Here is a 25,952-nt window from a genome sequence, read left to right as displayed (position 1 = left end):
TTCGTTTATGAAAATTTTTGTCCGAGTCTTTCCATTCCTCTCAAAAAACCGGGAGACAGTCTGGTCAAAAAGCGCAATAACTTCGCAGTGAATCCAGGGAAGACATGCATTTTTCTTTTCTCGATCCCTCTTATAATGGCTCGAACAACCATCTGAGGACTATCTACGATTAACGGAGGAACTACTTTAGGTTTATCCGTTCCGAATTGTTGAGAATGTAGTATGTTTGTGTTTGCAAAGAAAGGATATACGTTAGTCGTGTATATTCCGTGATGCCTATAACCGGAATCTAACGCTTCTCCGAGCGCCCTGATCCCGAACTTGGAAACTGAATAATATACCAACTCGCCCGGAGCAGTGATCCCCGCACAAGAAGATAGATTTACGATTTGTCCGTATTTTCTTTCCAACATCGCAGGCAAGAACAGACGAGATAGATAAATAGGAGCGTATAAATTTACATCCAGGATCAATTTCCATTTATCCATTGGAACATCCAGTAGTCTTCCCCCGAATGCTAAACCGGCATTATTAATTAAAACATCTATCTTAGGTTGGATCTTGATCGCTTCCTTATAGGCTTTTTCGCAACCGGATTCGGTACTTAAGTCCGCTGCGAAACTCCCGAGTATTTTGCCATGAACTGGTTTGGAATTTTCCAAATAGAACTCAGCCTTAGTTTCAGGCGCTTTCATATCCGTTAGCACAAGATTAGCGCCTTTCTTTAATAGTTGTTTGGTTAATTCTTTACCGAAACCACCGCTTGCTCCGGTGATTAAAATGTTTTTCCCGCTTAGTCTGCTCATACAATTTCCTTATAGTCTGTCCCAAAGTTTACGTTATCGGTCAGTATTTAGTTTCGGGCTTCAATAGCCTGGGCCATCTGGTCCAGGCTATTATAATTATGCTCTGGTGATTCGAAGATCGCCTTACTCAATTCCAGATTATCTTCTTGTTCCGGATGGAAATTAGGACGGAAGTATCTGAAGAATGCGCCCAGCGCATGAAAGAAGACCTTTTCATCTATAAAGATAAAACGGAAAGCATCTTTTCTGGTTTTCCATTTAAAAGTAAGTCCCTCCTGCCAAAGGAGGATTTCCGCTCCTATAAATGTTGCCGCCCAGAAAATTATGGTCACTCCTATAAAGGTGATCATTCTTCTGAAATAATTTCCGCTAACATCTAAAAACACATCGTAAGCGGCCGACTTATGTTCTATCTCTTCCGCTGCATGCCATTCCCAGAGTCGTTTCATTTCCGATTCTGCCTGATCTAAGGCCTTAATCTGCAAGCCAATTGTAGCGACAAGAGAAGTATAATGTTCTGCGCCTGCAGTCGCCGCCAAACAAGACTTAGCTGACATGATTTTTTCCACAAAATTTACAAAGAATGAATTCACAAAATCGGTGAAAGCCTTGATCCTAAACCCCTGATCTTCTAGGATTTTCCAGGTTTTTTTATGTTCTCCTGCATGCTGAGCTTCTTGGCCCATGAAAGCTTTTGCATTCCTGAGGACTCTTGGATCCTTGATACTTGGCAGGAATTTCTGGATGCTTCTGATAAAAAACCTTTCTCCATCCGGAAAGAATAAGGTCCAGGTATTCAGAATATGTGTTTTATAAGCGGAACCGTCCATCCAATGTTTACTGGTACCGTTCTCACTAAATTCGAATTTAGGTTTTCTGACGGGATAAAAATGAAAATCCTTATCCTGCAATATTTCGCTGCTCATAATAAGCCTTCTAAATTAAATATTAAAATTATTGAATGTATTTCGTTTAAGCCGGAATTTTTTCTTTTCGTTTTTTCACGCTGGCCTTGGAGTCGGAAGATTTAGATTTTTTCTTCTCCTTCCAAAGACGAACATGAGGTAATTCCTCATCCAACCAATAAGCGGTGGAGTCCGTGACTACTAAGATCTCTTCCCATTTCGCGCCGAAAGATTCGGATTCTTTTGCACCGGAGTAAATTTTTCCGATATGAGGTTCCACGGCCCAAAGCCCAGGCTCCGCTCTGAAGTCGGAACCTTCTCCCCATAACGGGGAATGTCCTGAAACTCCTGGGATCAGATCCTTTATCATCTGAGGAAATAAGTACGCGAATGTTTGGAATGGGAATCCGTTTACTCTTCCTCCCGGCAAATTATAAGCGGGAAGTCTTCCTACCTTATGACCTAAAACTCCTTGGGGATATATGGAATGACAGTTAACGTATCCGGAGGCACGGATCCTTGCGTCTACTTCCAAATAAATTTCGGATAAGGTTCTTTCTTCTAGGACTCTTCTTAAGATCAGCTCTCTATATTCTTCTAGATTTGCTAATGCCTTATCGTGCTCCTGATTTTTGCCGAAGGAGAATGCATATCCTACATCTGCAGCTCTTCCGGCAAATGTAGGAGCTACATCTAGGATCACCGCCATACCTTCTTCTAATCTGCGGTTAGAAGGTTGGAACTTTCCGCCGAAATGAGGAAGCAAACCTTCTCCTTTTCTTAAATAGTTGAGAGAGAGTGGACGTTTGAATCCTCTGAATGCGGTCCTGTCCCCGAACCATGCGAACCCATAATGAAAGAAGGATGTTCCTCCCGCATTTCGGATATAATCGTCGATTTTGCGAGCCGCTTCTTTTTCCGTGATCCCCGGGTATAATTCCTTGCGCACAGATTCCACCGCTTCATAAGCCAAGGCTTGCACTTTACGGTAGGACTCTAATTCTTCTTTAGGATATGTTTCTCGGGACATCGGTCTCTTCTCCTTCTTTGCGGAATCCGACAGAAGGTTTTATCCTAACCGATATGCGAAAAACAATCGTCCGAACTTATAGTTTGCTACCCTTTTTTCTCCATTCTAAAGGAGTCATTCCGGTGATTTTCAAAAACTGCGCATTAAATGTGGATTTAGTATTAAACCCAACATCGTAGGCGATAGAGAGAACGGTTCTGTCCAGGTCCTCTAATAGTAGAGTTTTGGCCTCTTCTACTCGAAATGAATTCAGGAATTCGTTGAAGTTTTTACCGTAGGTTTCGTTCAAAATACGGGAAAGTTGATGAGGAGAAACTAATAACTTTTCGGCGAAGTCCTGGATTTTCAAACTTTCTTCTTTATAAATTTTATCCGTCTCCACCAACTCTTTGATACGAGAATGAAGCTGATCCAGATCCAATCCGTTCAGTTGGGTTCTCTCGTATCTTTTCTGCTGGATCTCCGACTTCAAAGAAATGAAAAAATTCGGATATCGGGAAGAGAATAAAAAGACTAAAACGATTCCTAAAGTTTGGAAACTAGAACCTGCCGCTAACAAAAATTGGTTCTTCAAAAAGTATCCGAACCAACAAAGTTGTATCGTAGTAAATACTACGATCAGGATGGTATAAACTAGAGAAGAAAGTGGGATCTCCGTTTCTTTGGATGCCTTTCGGAACAGAACCCAAAGGAAGATGGAATAAACAGTCTGGTGGATGGAACCGAATATTGTGACTCCAGTTAGAATATCCACCTTGGAACCGAACATTGCATTTCGAATATATTCTCTGATCTCTTCCGCAGGTAGAATGATATAAGCTATTAACTCCCCGAGAAAAAGTAGAATCGCCGGGATAAAATGTTTTCCGATCTGGATCTCTCTGTCCAAGGCAAATTGGACCATATTCCTAGAGACCAAAAGTAATGTGGGCCCTACCGCCCAAACTGCGGGGAAGAATGCAGGCCAGAACCAGATATGATCCGCAGCCCATGGCAGCAGACCTAAGCCCAATCGGCTCTCTACCAATGCAAGAATGATGGCTAGATAGAAGATCCCACCAGGCATCGCATTTTCCCTTTTTTTAGCGAGTTCCATCGCCGCAAGAAGTAGGCAAAGTGCGGTTCCAAATTGGATCCAAAAATGAAGAAAAAAACCGGGCAGATGCTCCAAAACAAAATTCCTTCGAAACTTCGGGAGAGTAAATCTAGGGGAGAAGTTTTGTCCAGCCGAAAGGGAAAATTGCAGGTAACGCCAAGGAAGGTTTGACTCTTCCGCCCTTCCCTTGTTTCCTATCGGTATGAGCGATTTCGTAGAGTTGAAATTCGGAGACCAGGTCCACCGTCTTCCAGTAATCACCGGAACTGACGGGAATAAAGGAATCGATATTAGAGATTTACATACTAAGACGGGGCTTACTTCTTACGATCCCGGTTTTTTTAATACGGCATATGCCCAAAGTAAAATTTCCAGAAGGGACCCTCTGACTGGAGATTTACAGTACAGAGGATATGATGTCGCAGAATTAGTGCATTATTCCACTTTCGTTGAGACCAGCTATTTGCTGATCTACGGAGATCTTCCCAACGAAAAACAACTGAAAGAATTCTCCATGAAACTTTCTAAACATAGTTTGATCCACGAAGACATGATCAATCTATTCGACGGATTTCCCGGAAGAGCTCACCCTCTTGCAGTTCTTTCCGTAATGGTTTCTTCCTTATCCAGTTATTACCAAGACGAATACGAGGAATATCTGGACAGAGGGATCGACCAAGCGGCGAGACTTCTCGCGAAGATCAGAACGATCGCTGCATTCTCCTATAAAAAAATGATAGGACAACCTTTCGTTTATCCAGTGGATCGCCATCCATACTGTACAAATTTCTTATATATGCTTTTTTCTATTCCGTCGGTCAAATACCAACCTTCGGAAGAGCATGATAGGATCTTAAACCAACTTTGGATCTTATACGCGGATCATGAGCAGAATGTTTCGAACACTACAGTTCAATTGATCGGTTCCACCCAAGCAAATATATTCGCATCCGTTTCTTCTGCAATCAATGCTCTTTGGGGTTCCAGAGAAGGCGGAAGACAAGTCGCAGCGGTAGAATTGATAGAAGATATTATAAAATCCAAACTTTCCGTTCCGGAATTTTTCGAAAGGATGAAGAAAGGAGAATACCAGCTCCATTCCACTTGTTTTGGTCACGACGCATACAAGGTAAAAAGCAAACGTTCTACGATCGCCCAAAAACTGTTTATAGATTTTTATAAGCAGAAAAAATTAGACCCGATCGCAGAAGTAGCTCTCCAAGTAGACGATTTTGTAAGTAAGGACTCTTTCTATCTTGAAAAAAATCTGTATCCGAACCTCGAGTTCTATAGCGCGATCCTTTTTCATAGTTTAGGAATTCCTAAAGAACTTTTCACTGCAATGCAGGCGATAGGCAAACTTCCCGGCTGGTTGGCTCACTGGAGAGAACAAAGAATAGGAGTGAACGCATCTCATAAAGTTCGTCCACGTCAGATCTTTACAGGTGAGACTCACAGAAAATACAGACAAATCCTGGAAAGATAATAGCCTGGGACAGGCTCTTGAAGCCCGAAGTTCTGCATGAATCTGTAACCTAAGTCTTGGGACAAACTATAAACTTCTGCCCTTAAACACCTCAGTTGCAATCGAACTGATCGCATACTACAAGCGCGCAAACGATTGCACTCGTCTTTTGCGGATCACTCGGATCGTTTAACTTAGCACAGACCGCCAAGTAAGCGTCCCGAGTGAGATCATCCTCTCTCGATTCCCGCTTCATTTTTTGATCATTGTCCAAATAAGAGCATTGTAAAAGAAGCAGAGCGCAAACACAGAAACTTCTCATATAACATCCACAAGGCGATCGATCTTATAGTTGAATTTTCTTTTGTCAAGTGGGGAGACGCGGAGTTATGAGAGGCAGCAGGGAGAAATCTCACGCAGAGACGCAAAGTCGCAGAGAGTGGATTCAGGGGAGATTTATAAGAAGATAAAAACCCATGTAGGAGCTCCAACATTGTATTTAAACTATATGCCAAATAAACTTAAAAAACCCTCCGCGGCTCTGCGCCTCTGCGTGCCATTAAATCTCTGTGACGACTCTCATAACTCCGCGGCTCTAAAGTCCGAAGGCAAAAAAAAACCGTCTCCTTGCGGAGCCGGTCTGAATAGGTTTCAATTCTGTAAGTTCGTTTGATCTAAGATCTAATTAATTAGACCGATTTTTATCGGATAATGCCTTCAGGAAAGATACTATAGAATCCACCTCTTCTGAGGAAAGCTCTTTTCCAAGCTGCAAATATGCCATTTTTTTCACCGCTTCCGGCAGGGTGGCGACCTTTCCATCATGGAAATAAGGCGCAGTTAGAGCAATATTTCTAAGAGAAGGAACTTTGAAGAAATACTTTTCTGCCTCATTCTTGCTGACTGCAGATCTTCCGACATCGGTAGTATTCTCGTAAGGGTTCACCTGTCCTAGCTTACGGAAGCTGTTTCCACCTAAAAGTGGTCCATTATGGCATTGGATACATCCGGCACTCAGGAAAGTTTCCAGTCCCTTCTGCTCATCAGAAGTCAAGGCTCTATGATTTCCGGCCTGGAACTCGTCAAAACGGTCTCTAGTAATCAGAGTTCTTTCAAATGCGGCAATCGCCTCTGCCAAATTGTCATAGGTGATTTTTTTATCCTGATCTGGGAATGCCTTTGCAAACAAGTCCACGTATTCCGGGATTTCAGAGAGTTTTTTCTCCACTGCTGCTTCGGAAGGCATAGCCATTTCTACTGGATTTAAGATCGGACCTTTTGCCTGAGCCTTTAGGTCGGCTGCTCTTCCGTCCCAGAATTGAACGAAATGGAATCCTGCGTTCAAAGATGTAGGAGAATTTCGGTCCCCATTTTTTCCGAGGGCGCCCGGAGATGTAGGCAGATTGTCCACTCCGGCTGATTTTCCTAAGGTTCCATGACAGGAACTGCAGGATTGTGAATCATTGATAGAAAGACGTTTTTCGAAATAGAGTTTTTCGCCTAAAGCAATCCTAGCTGGAGTATCCTTTTCGGAACCTGGCATTTTTTCCGGAAGGATCCCGAAGGATGTCTTCGCGTCTTGCATAAGCTGTTTTGTTTTCTCGGATGGACCGCATGCCGAGACCAGGGCTAGAATTAGGCCCAAGCACAGTAATTGTGTATTCTTCATTTTCATCACCACAGATTAGAATCATTCTAATCTTATGTAGAATCCCCGAAGTAGAATTAGAGACAACTCTTTTTCCAAAGAATCCGATCTATCTTCCGAAAAATTCGTTTAAGAATGTAATCTAAGTTCGAATTCGAATTTTCCAGGCTCACTTAATAGGAAAAATCTTGCTCCCAACTTTTCAGCTCTCACTTTTAGGTCCGCTTCGAGAAGAGAAGAAGGCTCATCTTTGCTTTCTACTACTCCAGTTGCTTCTACCCTAAGCAATATGGAGTCTCCTTCTTTTCCCCAGAAAATTTTGGATTCACCGGACCTTCTCGCCCCTATCTTTACCGTATCGGAGAAAATCCTTTGGACTTGGAGGCATTCGTCTATTCTCAAAGATTGAGAAACAGTTTGGATCTCCGAATGAGAGAATAACGGGTTTTTTAGGACGAACTTTCTCATTTCGTCCTCTACTAATTCCTCTTTCCCTCCCTGATGATGCATCAGGTCCAAAATATCCCTGACACCTGAGAGAGTCTGGTTGAGCTCGTTTTTGAGTTTAGAAAGAGACTTGTCGGAACTTTCTTTGGATTCCAATTGATCGATCAGAGAATGAAATCCTTTGTCCATGGATTGGTCCACTAAGCTAGCAAACTTCGCTTTTTCCTCGGCATTCAATCTGAGCTGTTCGTTATACTTGGACTGCAATTCCGCAAATGTTTCCGCTTTCTCCAAGTCTTTAGTAAATCTTAACGATATGATATAAGAATTGAATGCTATAAATCCTACTAGCGCCGCAGGGAAACTATAGGGTATAAGGAAGTAAACCTCGTACAATCCCCAGATAACGTCATTTGCCATCGAAACCGCAAGTATCATCCCGGAAAGAAATACGGTCCTGGCCCTATCTTCTTTCTGCCACCAAGCGTAACCCAATGCAGCCAACAACACCAGAGTGTAAAATGGAGGAACATGCATGAAGAAGGAATACAAATAGATCAGTTCTTCTTCTCCTAATATGAAAACGGAGAGTACAAAAATGAACATGGTGCTCATTAAGATCGCCATCCATTTTGCCCCGAATTGTTTCGGATACATTGTCCTCAGGATCATATACACGGAAGGGACCAGACATGCTTCGCAGAAATATTCCATTCTGATCCGCAAATCCAAAGTAAGTTCAGGAGTCAGAATATACTGAAGACCGGAAGTTACAAAAGAGTAGAAGGCTACCAAAAAACAAAATAACGAGAAGAATAACGGTACTAAATCCTTTCGATAAGATGCGAAGAAGATTAGATGATACAAACCTACCGAAAAAATGATCGCGACCAAAAGTGTTTCCCAGATCATTTCATGGACCACTTTAGATTTTAAAGCGTCCATATCTCCGATCAAGAATGGATTACGTATGCCACCTTTTAGGAAATTCCCCCTATAATTTGAAACATTTACGATCAACTCAGTATCCAAAGAATCCAGGAGATAAATCTGAGCATTCGGATGTGCCAAGAACTCAGTATCTATCCGATTTGTCCCGTTGATCCCATTGGCAAAGATCAATCTTTTCCCGAAATATACGGAATATACCCCCGGAATTCTGGGAACATAGATGGCTAGATTTTTTTGTTCAGGAGTCTTATGGATCTTTAATCTATACGAACCGTGTCCCTGCAAGGAAAAAGTAGGAGAATAATCCCTCCAAATCCCCGGAACAGGAAAATATTGCCCGCTTTCCATATAACCTGAATTAGGCGAATATAAATTTCCCCAATTGAATTCCCAGTCTCCTTTTAGAGGATAAATTTCTCCCCAATGACTGACTGTACTCATGTCTATACTTCCTTTATAAACAAGCGGAACTTTTTCTGAAGTTTTGGTAGAGCAGGAGATTAGAAGGAAGAAGGCACAGAAGAGGGATACCAGATTTCGTATCTTAGAGGATCCATCCGAAGTTATGCCCACAGGTATATTCAAAAAATTCGAAACAAGGAGATCAAATGAAAAACTTCGCCTAAGCAGCACTAGACTATTATAAACTTTCATCTCTGCAATTTTGAAGAATCAAAAACATATACTTAAGGGATGGAAAATTATTTCCGACTCTTTCTAGATCTTTCAATTTTAAATGCGATCCCTTGCGCGTTGATCTGGGAGTCGAAACCGATAAATCTTTCCTCTTTTTCTCCATAGGGAAGATGTCGAATACGGATCTGATCTTCTAAGTAAGAACGGACTCTACTCTCACAAAAGGCAACCAAGGAGACTCCTTCCAAACCCGTCTTTTCAGCTGAAATCATTACGTTTTTCATAACGTTAATACCTTCTTTCATTTGAGAGGCTCCGGAACGAATATCCTCCCAAACTCCGAAATGTGTAAGGTATGCCTTGTCAGCGCCCGTCGCGATTATTTTATCAACGGAGAGTATCGCTTCTTCCGGGTCGAAATCGGTCGGTGTAGTAGAAGGAAAGAGCAGCGAATCTTTTCCTTTTCTAAACAATGTGTAACCGATCCCGAAAGTATCTCCCGTAAAGATCCCATTCGTTAAAGAATCGTAAATACAGAAATGATGGTTCGCATGTCCTTTTGTATGCAGGAATTTGAATGTTCTTTTCTGCCAGGTTAATTCTTCTCCGTCGCTCATAGTCCGAACACGGTCACTCGGCACAGGAAGAATTTCGCCATACAACTTAAAGTAATTCTCTTCTCCATATACTTGGATGGAACTTTTGATGAGACGTGTTGGATCTATTATATGAGGAGCGGCTTTGGGATGAGCAAGAACGGTCGCATTTGGACAATAAGAGATAAGTTTGCCTGTTCCGCCTGCATGATCTAGGTGAACATGTGTAATAATAATATAATCCACGGACTCGGGAGTAAGTCCTTCTTCCTTTAGCGCTTCTAATAGAAGTGGTATTGCATAATTCGTATTATTTTCTACGAATACGGCTCTGTCACCATCCACGATCAGATAAGCACAAGCAAGTCCTGCTTCTACATATCCGCAATCTATGGTCCGAATCTTGTCCAAAAGTTTCTCCGCAAATATTCTGCAGTATTTAGACGAGTATCATCCGATTAAACCACCGGATGCGCAACCTCTTTGGTCTCAATTTTTGAATTTCCTAATGTTCGATCTAGGTATTCGTCCGGAATGGACTCCAAGGCCTCTAAAAGTAATCTAGGCCCAGGATTAGAATGCATTTTTTCCGTGAGGATCCTACGATAGGAGCGAGCTCCTCTGATCTCATGAAATGCTCCCAGTAAATGTCTTAAAATTCGGCTCGGCTTCTCGCCCTCCGCCGTTTGAGCGGAAACATATTCCTGCATAGACTCGAAGATCTCTCTACGGCTCAGATTTAAAGGTTCCCCGCCGAAAAATTCCGAATCCACATCCGAGAATAAGAAAGGATTTTCATACGCCGCTCTTCCGATCATAACTCCGTCGACTTTATCCAAGTGAGAACGTATGTCCGATACGGATTTAACTCCTCCGTTCAATTCTATCGTTAGTCCCGGAAAACTCTTTTTAATAGAATATACATCTTCATAACGTAATGGAGGAACTGTCCTATTCTGAGCCGGACTAAGACCTTCTAGTATTGCAATTCTTGCATGTATCGTGATCCTTCTGGCGCCGGCAGTACTTACCGATCTCACAAACTCATGCAGATCTTCTAATGTTTCTTTTCCTCGGACACCAATACGGCATTTGACTGTGACCGGGATAGAAGTTTTAGAATCCATTTCAGAGATACAATCAGCGACCTTGTTCGGATCCTTCATCAGACAAGCACCGAAATTTCCTTCTTGTACTTTGTCGCTCGGGCAGCCTACATTCAGATTGATCTCCGAGTATCCGTATTCTTCTCCGATCTTTGCACATTCCGCAAGTTGAGAAGCATTGTCCCCGCCTAGCTGCAAGGAGAGTGGAGATTCTTCTCTAGAAAAACGTAAGAATCTATGTTTATCTCCTCTCAGAATAGCGCCGGTTGTCACCATTTCGGTGTAAAATAGAGAACGTTTAGTGATCAGCCTTAAGAAAAAACGAAAATGCCTGTCCGTCCAGTCCATCATTGGGGCTACGGATACGGGGTATAGGATCGGCTGTTTTTTTTCGAAAGACATATACTTCGACTAATACGATCCTCGGTTTTCGGTTTGAGCAGTCAAGCCCCATGAAATGGACTTGGTTTGATTTCCGACCGTTTCAATTTGGTTCTGAACGATGGATTCTAAGAGACTAAATCCGGTTTTTTTTCCTAAAAGTATAGCTTGCTGCCTATTCCTGATTTTCTCGTCCTGTAAGAGTATGAGTGGAGTATTAGACTCTATCATCATCAATGCAGGTGCGGAATACACCGCCTTGGATTTTTTCACTCATCCTGATAATGTCAAAGGTTTGCCTATCAGCAAGTTTAGCGCTCCCGGTTCGAATGCAGATGCAAGCGTTGTCAGCAGGGACTCCACTACTACTCGTGCATTTTATTCTATCGGATCTGTCCCGAGCAGGATCCCAGGTACAAGAGATCTAAAGGGATTTTTTTCTTTCTTAAGCGGACTTGCTTGGTCCTTCAACTTAACTTCTCCCAGAACATATAGAGGAAATCTAATCAATTATCCCGACGACGGAAGACGTTATCTTGCATTCGATGAATACGTTTCCAATCAGCTTTTCCCTCTTCCTCCGCAGTTAGGAAGAAATATGGAATACACTTACGAAGATTACCAAATGTATTTCACGCTTTATTTAGGTTATTACGAAGGGAAGAATGTGAACTTCGGTGTCGGGCCGATATATGGTCTTGCGGTTTACAGAATGGACATTATAGAAAGAGAACAAAGGGTCTCCAGCGTCAAGAACCAACTGCAGGAATTGAAGGGACTTCGTTTATTATTCGAATATAATATAGGACAATATCTTCCGAATACGATCCTATATAATGCCTACGTTTTTTTAGAGATTACTAGTTTCGGAGATCTAGACGGCAAAGGCCTTAATATCCGGAACCAAGTCGCAACAGCAAACGGATTACCTGCTCCTTCCCTTTATATGAATATGACCACTTACAGAATGGGAGTTAGAAAGGAGATCCAACTCTCCAAAGAACCTCACAAGAAAGAAGAAGGACCGGCGTATCCTCCTCTACAGAATCTACCTTCTGCGGGGCTTCCTCCTAAAGAAGATGCCAACACCAATACGGAAAATCCCGGATGATAGATTGGAAAGAAAACGGCACTCCCGTTTCCAGAGAGTTCGACGATATATATTTTTCTCCGGAAAACGGACTAGAAGAAACCAGACATGTTTTCTTAAAAGGAAACAGATTAGAAGAAAGATTGTCTTCTACATCTCCACATCACGCATTTTGTATTTTAGAATTAGGATTTGGGACCGGTTTAAATTTTTTCGCAACATGGCAGCTCTGGAGAAATCGTAATAGTAAGTCGGGCTTTCAAGTTTTAAGATTCACTTCTTTTGAAAAATATCCATTAGAACCCGATGATATTCGCAAAGCAATCTCCTCTTTTCCCGAACTTTCCGAACTATCGGAATTATTTTTAGAAAAATATAAACTACTCGTCCCCGGATGTAATACCTTTCTATTCGAAAAAGAAAATATAATCTTGGATCTATGGATAGGAGATGCGATCCGATGTCTTCCGGAAACCTCCGGCAAATTCGATGCATTCTTTTTGGATGGATTTGCTCCTTCTAAAAATCCGGAACTCTGGGGGGAAAATATTTCACTCCAACTCAAAAGACTTTCGAATAAAAACGCAAGTTTTGCCACATTCACTGTGGCAAGATCCGTCAAAGATTGTTTGGAGAGTGCCGGCTTCTCTCTTTCTAAAATTCCGGGATACGGAAGAAAAAGAGAAATGCTCGTCGGTGTTTACGGATCCGAACTTGAACAGGACTTAAATCCGATCCCATTTTTAAGAAGAACTGACTCGGATAAAATCCCTGCAAAAATTTCCGTACTCGGAGCCGGACTTGCAGGCGCAAGCGTTGCAAGGGCATTGGCCTGGAGAGGAATCCAAGTAGAAGTCTGGGACGATCATAACGCGTTACGCGCATCTTCAGTTCCTATGGCGATCTCTCATCCTCATATTACAAAAGAAGAAACTCCGACCAGCTTATGGACCCTACGTTGCCTCGGAAATTCCATCCGTCGTTACTCCGATCTTCTATCTGATGAGTCTTACCAAATCTCCGGCACAGTACAACTTTCCGGAGAAGATCTTCCTTGGGCCAGACTTGAAGAAGGGACAAAGATACATTCTTTATCAAAAGAATTGGCGGAGTTAAAACCGGAGCTGGGAGAAAATTATCCTAAAGGGGCAAAAGGTATCTTTTATCCTTCCGGTTTCTGGACGGATACTCCGATTCTCATCGAAAAGCTATTAGATCATCCGAACATTCTTTTAAAACAAGGAAAAATAGGATCGATCTCCTATGAAAAAGAAGAATGGACTTTATTCTCCGAGAATAAAGAGACCTTAGACAAAACGGAGGTTTTGATCTTAGCCAATTCCTTCGGAATAGAAGGTTTACTCCATAATTTGTGGGAAGAATCCCCCTTCTCTCTTAGATCCGTTAGAGGACAATTAGAAATATTAGAAGATTCGAATATAGAATCTGAAAAAGATCCGATCCGAGTAGGAGACAAATATCTAACTCCGTCCAAGGATGGGGTTAGGATTAACGGGTCCACCTTTGATGAATTCGATTTAGATCCGACTGCAAGAACCAAAGATAGAGAGGAAATATTGGACTATTCTCAACGGACCTATCTTGACTTAAACTGGAAACAAATTAAAGTTCGCTCCGACTTTGTCGGGATCCGATCCCAAACACCGGATCGATTTCCGATCATCGGTCCGATCCATTCTCCGGAACCTTTTCGAAAAATATACTCCGGTATGGGTTTGCCTAAAAATCGAAAGAAAGAATTCCCTTTTTTAGAACCGCAAAAAAACCTGTTTGTGTTCGGCGGTCTGGGATCTAGGGGAGTTTTAACTTCCCTATTGGGAGGGGAAGTTTTGGCGGAGATTCTTTTAAACGAACCTTTATCTATCGAAAATAGCTTGTACTCTTCTCTGCATCCCTCAAGATTTCTATACCGCAAGATCCGAAATCAAGAATAAGGAAGAAGTTTCAACTTGTCTGCAAACTCCGGAACAGCCTCCTCTTCGATAGAGGATTGGAAAAAGATCCTACATACTCATTTCGGGTTTTCCCAATTCAGGCAAGGCCAATGGGAGGCTATCCAGGCTTTATTGGAAAGAAAGGATGTGCTTGCAATCCTTCCTACCGGCGCCGGAAAATCGCTGATCTACCAATTACCTTCCTTTGCGGAGTCAAGCTCTCTTACCATCGTAATCTCTCCCTTGATCGCTCTTATGAAAGACCAGGTGGACGGACTAAAAGCAAGAGGTATCCAAGCAGCTTACTGTAATTCAACCCAAGACGATCTGGAACAGGTCAGGGTATTATCTTCCGCTGCAACCGGAAAAATTAGAATATTATATATTTCTCCTGAACGAGCAGTCTCGCGCTCCTTTTTAAATTTACTCCCAAAACTTCCGGTAAGCTTAATGGCAGTGGACGAGGCACATTGTGTTTCCCAATGGGGGCATGATTTTCGTCCCGAATACAGAAAACTCCATACATTACGTTCTTATTTGCAGGAAGGAACTCCATGGGTGGCTCTAACTGCTACTGCGACTGACCGAGTTAAAAAAGATATTTCGGACAGTTTGGGATTAAAATCCCCTTTGTATGTGCAAGGAACGTATGCCAGAGAGAATTTGAAATTCTCGGTTGTATATCCGGACTCAGAAAGAGAAAAAGAAAGTTCACTTTTAGAAATATTAGAAAAAGGTAATTTTCAAAAATCTACTTCCGGCAAAGCGATAATCTACTGTTCCACTCGGGCAAAAGTGGACGAAATTTACGAACTTCTCCGTAAATCCGGATACAAAGTGGGAAAATACCACGCGGGAAGGACCGATTCCAGCAGAGAAAGAACGCAAGAAGGTTATACATCCGGAAAAACGAATATACTCGTAGCGACAAACGCATTCGGGATGGGATTGGATAGTCCCAATGTAAGACTGGTCCTTCACTATCAGGTACCTTCTTCTCTGGAAAGTTATTACCAAGAAGCTGGAAGAGCAGGAAGAGACGGTAAAAATTCGGATTGTATATTATTCTTTCTCCCTGGCGACTTAAGCGTTCAAAGTTTTCTTTTATCAAAGGAAGCGAATTATAAGGGAGGAGAAACTCTACTCTCTCACGTAAAATCGTATGTAAGCTCCTCGGACTGTAGACAAAAGATCCTATGCGATTACTTTGGGGAAAAAATTTCCAATTGCGGATCTTGCGATACATGTACTGATTTTGCTTCTTCTCATTCCGCAAGACTTGCTTATACTGAAAGAGAAAGGTTGAAGGCGGAAAAGAAAAAGGAAAAAGAATCTCATATCTTCGATCCGGACGAGATCAAATCCGTAGAAGGATTGATCTCGGAATATCCCGCAAAGTTCGGTAAAAAGATCATCGCAGGAACGTTAAGAGGTGCAAAATCCAAGGATATACTTCGCAGAAGGTTGGATAGATCAGAATATTATTCTTCTTTAAAGCACGTACCGGAAGAATCCATCCTTAAACTTCTGGAAGATTGGCAAAAGACCAAAAAACTTTCCGTTAAAGGGGATAAATATCCTAAAATTTATCTGACTGCATTCGGAAAACCTAAAGCGTCTTTTGATGATACCGAAAAGCCCCGCAAAAAAATACAACTTAGCGGGGATAAGCTCATCCTGAACGAACTCAAAAACTTCAGAGATAGGATCGCAAGACGCAATAAATGGAAAAAGTTTATGGTGATCCAAAATCCTGTACTTGCCAGGATCGCTTCTCAAAAACCGGAAAGCCTGGACGACCTAATGACGATCAAAGGTATGGGAGAAGCTAAAGTTAGGCAATATGGGAGAGAAATTTTAGCAATTTTAGAAAAGTTTTGATTTTCCGGACTTCTACTGTTCAAAAATCGCCTTGCCTGTATCTTAAAGATTCTCTAATATGGCCAGCCGGTCCATTCACCGATTCTATAACAGGAAAATATTATGTTTCTGCTCCGTTTTATCTTTCCTTACTTCAAAGTTTCTAAAACCAAAGCCTTAAACGAGGTTAATGCTTGGCTCCAGAGTAAGGAAGCAAAGGACTCTCTTCCTGCTACGGATTACATTCCTTTCATGGATAATTTAGCCTTTCAACAATACAAGGACAGGATTTCCAAGAAGATGGGAGTTCCCGAATCGGAATTAGAACTTTATAGATCTACGGAAAGGACCAAACTTTTATACAGACCTTTTTTCATCGTCTTCATCATCGGAATGCTGTATATGGGAATTAATCTATTCTTAGAGATCCAACCTTATTTGGGAAAATCCAGATTAGAAAAACCGTTTGTAGAAAACCTTCTTCCTTCCGGAAAAAAAGAATTAGTGGAGATGGATGGATCTTTCTGCAGATACATGATCAATAATGCCTCAGAGATCTCGGAAGATTATTTTTACATAGGCTGGTATCTATTTAGTATCGGTTCAATTTGTACTTTTTTAGGTTCCATCATGGATTCCAAACATCATGGGATATTGAAGATAGCACTTCCTTTTGTAGGCTTATTTATTTTAAGTATCGCTTGGAAAGTATTCGATAATTCTAAACTAGCCGGACTCGCTGCCGGAAGATCCATGTTACATTATAACGAAGAGAAAGATTCTGACAAAAAATGTAGACAAGAATGGGCAAATCTTAGGCAAGGAATCGCAAATTTAGTACCTTCCGGGATAGACGGAGACACTTCTAAATAGTTTAGAAAAGAGAAGGTAATAGATCTTCTTCGTCTTCTATTTTTATCTGTGAATTTTTAGAAGTGTTTTCCGGATGGGAGAGGCTAAGACCCAAAAGTCGGATCGGAAAGATCGCTTTACCTGATCCTAATATAAATTCTTCCAAAAGTTTGGATCCGATCCGGTACAATTCGTTTTTATCTAAATAGGAATAATCCTCGGTGATACTTCTAGTCTTTTGCGTGAAGTCTGAAAATTTTACCTTAAGAGTAATCGTTTTTCCCGGAAAAGGTTTTTGAAGTAACCTTCTTTCCAACTCCTCGGCGATATCCGAAAGTTCTCTGAATATCTCCGAGCTATTTTCCAAGTCCTTAGCGAAAGTGGATTCTGCACCCAAGGATTTCCTTTCCCTAAACGGTTCTACCGGCCTATCATCCAACCCTCTGCATACTGCGTAAAACCAGCGGCCAGATTTTCCGAAATTTTGGTCCAACATCTCCAGACTTTTTTCTTTTAGGTCTTTCCCTTTTTTTATCCCAAGTGCATGCATTTTTTTTAATGTAACTTTTCCGATACCTGGGAATACCGAAACATCCAACGACTCTATAAATTTTTCGACCTGTTCCGGACGAACTATCGTCATTCCGTTCGGTTTGTTTTGGTCGGTTGCAATCTTGGCTAAAAACTTATTTATGGAAACTCCTGCGGATGCGGTCAATTGAGTCTCTTCGAAAATTTTTTCTCTAATTTCTTTTGCCACTTGCGTTGCGTATGGGATATTTTTTTTATTTTGAGTAACGTCTAAAAACGCCTCGTCCAAGGAGAGCATTTCTACAAGGTCTGTGTATTCTAAAAAGATCTGCCTGATCTTAGAGGATACTTTTTTGTATGCCTCAAAACGTGGAGTTACAAAGATCCCGGAAGGACAAAGTCTCGCCGCTTGGGAGCAAGGCATTGCAGAACGGACCCCGAATTTCCTTGCTTCGTAACTTGCAGCGCATACGACTCCTCTGGAATCTGGAGGACCTCCAACAATGATCGGTTTGCCTCGATAACTCGGATTATCTCTTTGTTCTACCGAAGCATAAAATGCGTCCATATCTACGTGTAGAATTTTTCGGATCATCTTCTTTCATCTATACTAAACGGATATATAGATTGGTCAAGTTTATTCCGAGACCCTCAGATAGGTTAAAATATAGACCGACTTTGTACCGTTTTTCTTTAAAATTCGACTAGCTTCGTTCACGCTCGCGCCGGTAGTAAAAACATCGTCCAATAGCAGCACCGTAGGAGGACATTTCTCCTTCCAATTTGGTTTGATTTTCCAAGCTGAATAAGCGTGAAAAAATCTTTCGGAAAAACTTTTGCCAGCCTGTCTTTCAGGGCTTGTCTTCATCAAAGGATCTATTAAAGGGATCTTTAATATTCTTTTCACTTCTTCGTATAACCTTTTACTTGGAGAGAATGCTCTAATATCCTGGTTGAAAATTTTGTTTTTAGAATAACTAGGAAGAAGAATACAAGCATCGAGATCTAAGGTCCTCAACTCTCTCAATACTTTCCTTATTCCCAAAGACAAAAAAACGGAAACAGGATACTCATTATTGGATTTCAGTTTGTTCAATAATTCTCCCAAAAGATCGTTTCTATCCCTGAGGCTAAAAACTTTCGTAAAGAATACATTTCTGGAATCGCAAAATCCACAAACCTCAAACTGCGTGGCCAAAGGGGAAGAGCATACATTACATCTATATGTAGGTTTCGCCCTCAAAGCGTTATAAGCGCATCTTTTGCAGAGACCGACTTTTAAGGAAAAAAAGTCTTCTCTACCGCAAATTCCACAAAGTAGAGGAAAAAAGAAGTCCAAGAGCCGAAGAAAGAATAAAGATCTCATAAAACGAGCAGGTTATAAATGTATGTTATCGCGCGCGTTTTTTCCCCAATAGGTAATCTTAATTAAATGGCCAAGTTATAACTTTCTCCTCTTCAAAGAACTAACCAATTGGAACACCTTTTATTTATAGCCGTTTAATAAGTTATTGCCGATCAATTCAGTATTCGTTCTAATAGCTACGTTATGAGAAGTTCCTACGTAAGAATTTGCTTATTAATCCTTTCATTATCTTTGCCAATAAGAGAGGTTTTTTCGGAACAGCAGACAATCTATATGAGGAACGGGCAAATCCTGAGGGGAGAAGTGATCCAGCAAACTGCTACCACAATGCAGATCAGGATGGACGACGGTAAGATCAAACAGCTCAACAAGAAAGAAATACAAAGAGTTAGCTACAAGGAGCCCACCGTTCTGGAAAAGAAAGAAGCAGAAGAAAAATTAAAACAACAAGCTACAATCGTAGAAGAACCTCCTCCACCTAATCCCGAACCGGCCAAAAAGCAGGAGCCGGAGATAGACAAAGCAGCCAGCCCTTATGCAATCGATCAAGTCAAAAGAAAAGATATAGAGGTGTTCTTCGGAGCGGGCCTAGGAACATATCGTCCTCCTACAGGAACTTATTTTGATCATCTAAGCGCAAAGATAAACACCCTAAACACAGTCCCTACTCAAGCAGATGATCCTGTATATAAACGAGGACTCGCCTATAGCCTAGGAGCGATCTATTATTGGAGAAAATTCGCGGTCGGATTGACCGCTACTCATTTTGGCGGAAAAACTTCGGAAAGAGTAACGGTGTACGGAGGAAATTCTTCGCTTCAAGAATTTACCGGAACGTTTCCAGAAAAACAGAATTCTTTAAAGTTAGATGCTTCTTATTTGGCATTTAGCAACCAAAGGGTAGATATACGGCCCAGTTTCGGATATTCTCAATTCTGGGGAAAGACGGAAGATAATAACACTACGGCTAACGATTATTTTGCGAATGCATTGTTCGATGTTACCAAATTTAATTATACTTTTCTAGAGATATTAAAAGGGCCGTCCTTCGGGATAAAAACAACCGTTCGCGTAGGAGAAAGATGGGAGGACCGGATCGAACTTCACTATTTGTCTCTCACCGGAGCTCAATATACTTCCTCAACTGGCACTGCCGCGAGTACGGACGGTTCTTTCTTCGATTATTACAAATCTAATATAGATACGACTTGGACCGCAAAAGGATTTAATTTTTCGAATAAACTGTTCTATCGATGGACCTCTACGCTTTCTTTCTGGGTTGGGATACAATTGTTTGAATGGAAGTATTCAGTGAATTCAATGGAGCAAAGATTCCAAGGATTAGGAGATATAAAATTTCCACCGTCGCTGGATATAGTTATTCTAAGCAATCTTATGATAGACACCATAGCAAAATCCACGCCTGCGACCAGCAGGGCTTCGTCCTTGGAATTCGGAGTAATGAAAAGATTCGAGCTATCTCCTTAATTTAAATTTGTTTGCGGATCCTGATTAAGAGCATTAAATTATTGCCCCCATCCTTTTAAGATACAGAATACGGCGCAGATGAAAACGTATCTTAAAAGGTCCCCTCTCCTATTTGCGTTCTTATTGATTCCTGTTGTTTCCCTGTTCGCGGAAATGAAAACCATCTATCTAAAAAACGGCCAGGTTTTTCGGGCTGAAATATTACAGCAGACTGCAACGAGTATGTTGATCAAAACTGCAGAAGGAAAAACGATACAACTGAATAAGTCCGAGATCAATACTGTTAGTTTTAACGAACCGATAAAACTTCCACAGGAAGAGAAAAAACCAGTTCAGGCGGAACAAACTCCTATTCCGCAAATCTTAGAAGTACCAAAGCCCAAAGTAAATTTCCATATAGATCAGTTAAAACGGAATGATTTAGAGATTTATTTAGGATTAGGGGCCGGTAGATATTCTCCGGAAACTCAAGGGTTACCGGTACAGATCCAAAACAAAATGGGACTGCTCTCCGGAACTCTTCCAACGGTAATCGATAAGCCTACACATTCCCCCGAATTATCTCAAACTTACGGAGCAATATATACATGGAAAAGATGGTCCGGAGGAATAACCGGGTCACTTCTGGGAAATAGAAGCACATACGACAGTCATTCTTATGCAAGCGGAATGATACATAGCAGTGGGAGTTTTCCGGAAAGGCAAAGTGCTTTGAAAAACGAATTGTCCTTTCTAATATTTACGAAAGAAAGATTCGATCTAAGACCCACAATCGGGTACCAACACTTCTGGGGACAATCTCAGGACGCGAATTTATCTACGTCCTATTATATCGATAGTGGCTTATATCTATATTCTCAGGGTGTATTGAAGTTCAACGAAACTCTCAAGGGGTATACGATAGGATTAAAAGCAACGCTACGTATGGGAGAGAGATGGGAAAATAGATTAGAATATCATAATTTAAATTTATCCGGGAATCAGAATGGGAGCATCCAATCATTCCTTGCCCCTACGAATCTGTCTCAGGTCGCATTATTTAGACAAGGACAGAATATCTCATGGGACGCAAATGGATTTCACCTTCTCTATCGATTAGTTTATAGGATCACTCCTACGATTTCGGTTTATGCGGGATTTCAATTCTATGAATGGAAATACAGCCTAAACACAGATTTCCAATATGTGTTCTCGTCCAAAGACGGATTGATCGGGGTCGATTTAAGCAATCCGAATGCATATATCGTACAACAGAAATTAATGGAAGCGGTAGGCAAAACGATCAATTCGGAAAGTAGATCCGCAATCTTGGAATTTGGAATGATAAAAAGATTTGAATTAAATTAGATCAAAAATACCTAGCAGGCATTCGAGCCTGGCCTCAGGACAAAACCCGTGAACGATTTAATTCAAATGCATTAATAATTTATTGCACGCATTTATCTAAGCTTCGAAATTTAGCATAGATGAGATTTTCATTTATTAAACGAACTATTCTATTATGTTTTTTTCTTCCCGCAATCGCAGTCTTTGGAGAAGAGCAGACTATCTATTTGAAAAATGGGCAAATCCTGAGAGGAGAAGTCATCCATCAGACAGCGACCTTCATTCAGATCAAAATAGCAGACGGCAAAACTAAACAATTAAATAAAACGGAAATCCAAAGAGTAAGTTATAAAGAGCCTACCGTAAAAGAATTAAAGGATTCCGAAGACAAGTTAAAACAAAGCCCCCAAGAACCTCCTCCTCTCATAGTTGAACCTTCTCCTCAGGAATCACCTCCGAGAAAAGTGACGAATTTTCAATTGGACCAAACGAAGAGACACGATCTAGAATTTTTCGGGGGTATAGGATACGGATATTATAAACCTGATTCGGAAACCTTCCTACTTAGATTGCAAAATTCCGTAAACTTACTGACAGGGAGTAATCCTACAATTACGGAAAAGCCGAGCTATAAAGCGGGACTTTCCGATCACTACGGTCTAACATACACGTTTCGAAAACTTTCGGGATCCTTATCTGGAAGTAACTTCCGCTCGGATACCACACTAAACACACTAACAATCAATTCCGGAAACGAGTTCAATACCACTAACGGAACTTTTCCAGAAAAACAGACAACCCTAAAGGCCGATATATCCTATCTTGCATTTACGAACTCTCGTTTTGATCTAAGACCGAGCGTTGGTTACTTCCAGTTTTGGGGAAACACGGACGATAATAACACGAGCTTAAAGGCATTCTCTTCTTCGGGATTGTATTTATACGGAAATTATTTCTTTCAAGTCCATGAACGAATGAAAGGCCCTTCTCTCGGCTTAAAAACTACGATCAGAGCTGGAGAAAGGATCGAGAATAGGATTGAACTATATTACTTAACTCTAAAGGGAAATCAGGACAATACCATACACGCGACCGTTTTTCCGGATTCAACTTCCGCTTTTTATGGAGAAGTCGCGCAAAAATCCGCATGGGCAGCAAAAGGATACCAACTATCCTATAAATTCGTCTATAGACTTACTCCGACATTTTCCGTTTGGGCCGGCATATCGGCGTACGAATGGAAATACAATTTAGATCAAACTTCTAATGAGATCAGATATGCTTTCGACTCTTCCTCGCCTAGAGCACCGGGAGATGTATTATTAAACAATCTGATCCAAACCGCGATCGGGAAAGGAGCCACATCTGTTAGCAAATCGAACTCTTTGGATTTCGGAGTAATATATAGATTGGATTTTTTACGGCAATGAGATAGGAAAAAAACCTACTTTTTCTCTAACGCCCTACGAATAAAAGACATCATCCCCTTCACGACCTTTTCGTCGTTATCGAAGTCTTTTCCCAGGTAGACTTTCATTCTTTCCCTATAATACTCGGTCGCATAAGAGAATTGAAGTATCATAAAAAGATTATCTATGCAGAAGGCAAAAATTTTCTCGTCCACTTCCTTGCCTACAGAACCGGACTTTTTGGCTTCTGCCAATAAAGAAGTATAAACTTTAGCGGAAACACTTTCCATATCGGAGGAAAGTCCTCGGATCAGCTCAGAATTTCCTTCCGCAGTGATCTCATTGTATAAGCGGATAATATCTCTATTCTCTCTGGAATGTTTTTGGATAATTCTTAATATTCTTTCCACCTTTCCGAAAAGGTCGCTTTCTTCGTTCAGGACTTCTTCTAAGGTTTTTTCTAGCTGATGGATACCGTAACCTACAGCGGTAAGAAAAAAGTCTTCTTTTGTATCGAAGTATTTGTATAAAGAGCCAACGCTGATGCCGGCCTTCTTAGCAATAATATTTGTGTTCGCATTATTGAAACCTCGGTTTGCAAATTCTGCGATCGCAACGGAAAGTATCCTGGTCCTTTTTTCTTCCGGGATCTTATCGAAAGTATCTCTATTGTATTTTGAAGCGGTAAATTCAGCCACAGTACTTCCCTATATTTACTACGTAAGCGGTTCCTAACCACCGGAATACGGAAAATTTTCCCGGAAGGTTCTTTTCTGTATTTTCTAGTTGACAGTGAGTGAGTATTCACTCACTGTCAACCTATATTCCGTAAAAAAAGGAAAAAGATATGTCTACCGGCTTCGCAATTACCCAATACCCAGACGTAAAAGGGGTTTATAAACAACTTCATGACCTGATTCGCCAGCCAATTCGGTCTATCAAGAAGAATGAAATGGAGAAGTACCTTCAGGAGTATTTCGAAAAGAAATGTTCTAAATCCAAATTGATGATAGCGGAAGCCTCCGAATATATTCCGGGCGGAGTACAGCATAATCTCGCATTCAATTATCCCTTCCCTCTTGTTTTCACCAAGGCTTCCGGAGCGCATTTATACGATCTAGATGGGAACAAATACATAGACTTCCTGCAAGCAGGAGGTCCTACAGTTTTAGGTAGTAACCCTACGAATATTCGTAAGAAGGTTGTTCAACTTCTGGAAACCACAGGACCAGTGACCGGTTTGTTCCATGAGTATGAGTTAAGACTTGCGGAGAAGATCGTGGAGCATATGCCTTCTGTGCAAATGTTTCGTATGTTGGGATCCGGAACAGAGGCTTGTATGGCATCTATCCGGGTGGCAAGACTTGCGACCAAAAAGAAAAATATAGTAAAGATGGGTGGAGCTTATCACGGTTGGAGCGACCAGCTTGCATATGGACTTCGCCTACCTGGCACCAGACATTTTGAGTCTCACGGAATTCCTAAACATGTATTCAAATATACCCAAGAATTCTATCCAAACGATCTAAACGCATTAGAAAGAACTTTAAAAAGAAATCGTTGGAGAGGCGGCACTGCTGCAGTTATCTTGGAACCGATCGGACCGGAAAGCGGAACTCGCCCTATCGATATGGACTTCAATAAAGGAGTCAGAGAACTTTGCGACAAGTATGGAGCATTACTGATTTTTGATGAAGTTGTTACTGCATTCCGTATCGGATTAAGCGGTGCCCAAGGTTACTATGGTATTACTCCGGATTTAACCGTATTCGGTAAAGTAGTTGCCGGAGGTTATCCTTCTGCCGGTGGATTAGGCGGAAAGAAGGAATACATGAAGTATCTTTCTGCAGGACTCCAAACAGGCGTAAAAAAAGCTCTGATCGGCGGAACTATGGCAGCAAACCCTCTTAGCTCAGCTGCAGGTTATTATACTCTTCTTGAAATTGAAAAACAAAAGGCCTGTGAAAAAGCAGGAAGAGCTGGAGACAGGATCACTGCTGGTTTACAAAAACTAATTAAGAAGTATAATCTACCTTTCGTAGCGTTCAACCAAGGATCTATCTGTCATTTGGAAACTGTTGGAACTATGCTTTTAGAGATCGATATAAAGAAATTCTGGAAGATCAAATCCACCATCAAAGAGGCTCATACCCGTAAAAAGGCGATGGAAGAAATGGGAGCAGCTTACATGGCCGAAGGTATCGTTACCCTTGCAGGAAGCCGTCTGTATACAAGCGCTGCGGATACTGATGCAGTGATCGATGACGCTTTAAAAAGATTCGAAAGAGTTTTCCAAAAAGTCGAAGGTGTATAACTCACCTGTCCACAAAATAGGAGAAGAATATGGAAATAGATAAGGCCAAAAAAATCGTACGAGATACTGGGATCCGACTTCTTAAGTCGGGTCTGATCGCAAGAACTTGGGGGAATATCAGCCAACGTATCGATGAGAATTATTTTGCGATTACTCCTACCGGTAGGACTTATGAAGACCTAACTCCGGAAGAGATCGTACAAGTAAACATCGATGATCTGACCCATATCGGCAAGATCAAACCGTCTTATGAGAAAGGACTTCATTCCGCCGCCTATAAACTTCGTTCGAATATAGGTGCCGTAATCCATACTCACCAATTGCAAGCAGCAGTGGTTGCGGCGGCAAGAAAGGATGTTCCTGTTCTAAATCCTCAGATGAAAAAGATCATCGGTGGGCCTGTTCTTTGCACGGACTACTCTCTACCTGGAACTAAAAAACTTATCAAAATGGCGATCCACGCTTTAGATAAGTCCGGAAGTAAGGCAGTTCTTTTAGCAAACCATGGAACTCTTTGCGTCGGGAAAGATATGGAAGACGCTTTTCAAGTAGCTCTAGAGCTCGAAAGAGTCTGCCAACTATTCATTGAGAAAGAATTCTTAAAGGTTTCCGGTTATAAAAAAGGCGACAGGGATTCCATTCGCTCTTGGTATCTCAAAAACTATGGACTGGTAAAAACAGCATGAAAGCTCCG

22 protein-coding genes are annotated in these 25,952 nt (G+C 41.4%); 10 read left to right on the top strand and 12 right to left on the bottom strand.

Annotation, left to right across the window (positions count from 1 at the left end; genetic code table 11):
* Nucleotides 1–5: 5 nt before the first annotated feature.
* The 4 genes from LEP1GSC185_RS06550 to LEP1GSC185_RS06535 form a co-directional block, all read right to left on the bottom strand.
* A complete protein-coding gene (locus LEP1GSC185_RS06550; RefSeq protein ID WP_008593516.1) occupies nucleotides 6–806 on the bottom strand; it encodes an SDR family NAD(P)-dependent oxidoreductase in 801 nt (266 codons plus the stop codon).
* Nucleotides 807–853: 47 nt separating this feature from the next.
* Nucleotides 854–1,732 (bottom strand): metal-dependent hydrolase, encoded by an 879-nt coding sequence (locus LEP1GSC185_RS06545; RefSeq protein ID WP_008595279.1) that lies wholly within the window; start codon nucleotides 1,730–1,732, stop codon nucleotides 854–856.
* 46 nt (nucleotides 1,733–1,778) lie between these two features.
* Nucleotides 1,779–2,741 (bottom strand): M24 family metallopeptidase, encoded by a 963-nt coding sequence (locus LEP1GSC185_RS06540; protein WP_008593820.1) that lies wholly within the window; start codon nucleotides 2,739–2,741, stop codon nucleotides 1,779–1,781.
* A 76-nt stretch (nucleotides 2,742–2,817) separates the two neighbouring features.
* Nucleotides 2,818–3,912, bottom strand: a complete 1,095-nt coding sequence (locus tag LEP1GSC185_RS06535) for an AraC family transcriptional regulator (protein WP_008594288.1) — start codon at nucleotides 3,910–3,912, stop codon at nucleotides 2,818–2,820.
* A 127-nt stretch (nucleotides 3,913–4,039) separates the two neighbouring features.
* Here LEP1GSC185_RS06535 and LEP1GSC185_RS06530 point away from each other — a divergent pair, with 127 nt between their 5' ends.
* A complete protein-coding gene (locus LEP1GSC185_RS06530) occupies nucleotides 4,040–5,323 on the top strand; it encodes a citrate/2-methylcitrate synthase (RefSeq protein ID WP_024863925.1) in 1,284 nt (427 codons plus the stop codon).
* A 91-nt stretch (nucleotides 5,324–5,414) separates the two neighbouring features.
* On the opposite strand, the gene LEP1GSC185_RS19930 is transcribed toward LEP1GSC185_RS06530, so the two are convergent.
* The 5 genes from LEP1GSC185_RS19930 to dusA all read right to left on the bottom strand — a co-directional run bounded on the left by LEP1GSC185_RS19930 (nucleotide 5,415) and on the right by dusA (nucleotide 11,088).
* Nucleotides 5,415–5,558 carry a hypothetical protein gene (locus LEP1GSC185_RS19930; RefSeq protein WP_155832436.1) on the bottom strand — a complete coding sequence of 48 codons (144 nt, stop codon included), beginning with the start codon at nucleotides 5,556–5,558 and terminating at the stop codon, nucleotides 5,415–5,417.
* Between the two features lie 429 nt (nucleotides 5,559–5,987).
* Nucleotides 5,988–6,977: a cytochrome-c peroxidase gene (locus tag LEP1GSC185_RS06520; RefSeq protein ID WP_024863924.1), complete on the bottom strand. Its 990-nt coding sequence runs from the start codon at nucleotides 6,975–6,977 to the stop codon at nucleotides 5,988–5,990.
* A 102-nt stretch (nucleotides 6,978–7,079) separates the two neighbouring features.
* Complete coding sequence (locus LEP1GSC185_RS06515; RefSeq protein WP_008595426.1) at nucleotides 7,080–8,789, bottom strand: 7TM-DISM domain-containing protein; 1,710 nt, start codon at nucleotides 8,787–8,789, stop codon at nucleotides 7,080–7,082.
* A gap of 260 nt (nucleotides 8,790–9,049) precedes the next feature.
* Entirely contained in the window at nucleotides 9,050–9,991 is a 942-nt protein-coding gene (locus tag LEP1GSC185_RS06510) for an MBL fold metallo-hydrolase (protein ID WP_008593737.1), read from the bottom strand.
* 47 nt (nucleotides 9,992–10,038) lie between these two features.
* A complete protein-coding gene (dusA, locus tag LEP1GSC185_RS06505; RefSeq protein WP_008594829.1) occupies nucleotides 10,039–11,088 on the bottom strand; it encodes a tRNA dihydrouridine(20/20a) synthase DusA in 1,050 nt (349 codons plus the stop codon).
* A 184-nt stretch (nucleotides 11,089–11,272) separates the two neighbouring features.
* Between dusA and LEP1GSC185_RS06495 the strand changes: the two genes are divergently transcribed.
* From LEP1GSC185_RS06495 to LEP1GSC185_RS06480, 4 genes are all read left to right on the top strand, one after another.
* Complete coding sequence (locus LEP1GSC185_RS06495) at nucleotides 11,273–12,178, top strand: LIC10647 family lipoprotein (protein WP_232298488.1); 906 nt, start codon at nucleotides 11,273–11,275, stop codon at nucleotides 12,176–12,178.
* Entirely contained in the window at nucleotides 12,175–14,112 is a 1,938-nt protein-coding gene (gene mnmC1 / locus LEP1GSC185_RS06490; RefSeq protein WP_008595264.1) for an FAD-dependent 5-carboxymethylaminomethyl-2-thiouridine(34) oxidoreductase MnmC1, read from the top strand. Before LEP1GSC185_RS06495 ends, mnmC1 begins: the two co-directional genes overlap by 4 nt.
* 15 nt (nucleotides 14,113–14,127) lie before the next feature.
* Entirely contained in the window at nucleotides 14,128–15,993 is a 1,866-nt protein-coding gene (locus LEP1GSC185_RS06485; protein ID WP_008593486.1) for a RecQ family ATP-dependent DNA helicase, read from the top strand.
* A 102-nt stretch (nucleotides 15,994–16,095) separates the two neighbouring features.
* Nucleotides 16,096–16,845 carry a hypothetical protein gene (locus LEP1GSC185_RS06480; RefSeq protein WP_008594046.1) on the top strand — a complete coding sequence of 250 codons (750 nt, stop codon included), beginning with the start codon at nucleotides 16,096–16,098 and terminating at the stop codon, nucleotides 16,843–16,845.
* Between the two features lies 1 nt (nucleotide 16,846).
* Here the strand turns inward: LEP1GSC185_RS06480 and dinB are convergent, their stop codons facing one another.
* Entirely contained in the window at nucleotides 16,847–17,950 is a 1,104-nt protein-coding gene (gene dinB, locus LEP1GSC185_RS06475; protein ID WP_008595091.1) for a DNA polymerase IV, read from the bottom strand.
* Nucleotides 17,951–17,992: 42 nt separating this feature from the next.
* Nucleotides 17,993–18,451, bottom strand: coding sequence for a ComF family protein (locus tag LEP1GSC185_RS20115; RefSeq protein ID WP_244264627.1), 459 nt, complete (start codon nucleotides 18,449–18,451; stop codon nucleotides 17,993–17,995).
* A gap of 453 nt (nucleotides 18,452–18,904) precedes the next feature.
* On the opposite strand from LEP1GSC185_RS20115, the gene LEP1GSC185_RS06465 reads away from it, so the two are divergent.
* From LEP1GSC185_RS06465 to LEP1GSC185_RS06455, 3 genes are all read left to right on the top strand, one after another.
* Complete coding sequence (locus LEP1GSC185_RS06465; RefSeq protein ID WP_415857742.1) at nucleotides 18,905–20,209, top strand: LA_0442/LA_0875 N-terminal domain-containing protein; 1,305 nt, start codon at nucleotides 18,905–18,907, stop codon at nucleotides 20,207–20,209.
* 78 nt (nucleotides 20,210–20,287) lie between these two features.
* Complete coding sequence (locus tag LEP1GSC185_RS06460; RefSeq protein ID WP_008594994.1) at nucleotides 20,288–21,556, top strand: LA_0442/LA_0875 N-terminal domain-containing protein; 1,269 nt, start codon at nucleotides 20,288–20,290, stop codon at nucleotides 21,554–21,556.
* Between the two features lie 119 nt (nucleotides 21,557–21,675).
* Entirely contained in the window at nucleotides 21,676–22,965 is a 1,290-nt protein-coding gene (locus tag LEP1GSC185_RS06455) for an LA_0442/LA_0875 N-terminal domain-containing protein (RefSeq protein ID WP_008595845.1), read from the top strand.
* A gap of 14 nt (nucleotides 22,966–22,979) precedes the next feature.
* Here the strand turns inward: LEP1GSC185_RS06455 and LEP1GSC185_RS06450 are convergent, their stop codons facing one another.
* A complete protein-coding gene (locus tag LEP1GSC185_RS06450; RefSeq protein WP_008594470.1) occupies nucleotides 22,980–23,642 on the bottom strand; it encodes a TetR/AcrR family transcriptional regulator in 663 nt (220 codons plus the stop codon).
* A 149-nt stretch (nucleotides 23,643–23,791) separates the two neighbouring features.
* Between LEP1GSC185_RS06450 and LEP1GSC185_RS06445 the strand changes: the two genes are divergently transcribed.
* Both LEP1GSC185_RS06445 and LEP1GSC185_RS06440 read left to right on the top strand, forming a co-directional pair.
* Nucleotides 23,792–25,258 (top strand): aspartate aminotransferase family protein, encoded by a 1,467-nt coding sequence (locus LEP1GSC185_RS06445; RefSeq protein ID WP_008595555.1) that lies wholly within the window; start codon nucleotides 23,792–23,794, stop codon nucleotides 25,256–25,258.
* Nucleotides 25,259–25,287: 29 nt separating this feature from the next.
* Complete coding sequence (locus tag LEP1GSC185_RS06440; RefSeq protein ID WP_008594098.1) at nucleotides 25,288–25,944, top strand: class II aldolase/adducin family protein; 657 nt, start codon at nucleotides 25,288–25,290, stop codon at nucleotides 25,942–25,944.
* The last annotated feature ends 8 nt before the right edge of the window (nucleotides 25,945–25,952 follow it).

Origin of the sequence: Leptospira licerasiae serovar Varillal str. VAR 010 (assembly GCF_000244755.1) — a bacterium.
GTDB lineage: Bacteria > Spirochaetota > Leptospiria > Leptospirales > Leptospiraceae > Leptospira_B > Leptospira_B licerasiae.
The sequence above is the reverse complement of the archived record's forward strand: the minus strand, read 5'-3'. Positions and strand labels throughout refer to the sequence as shown.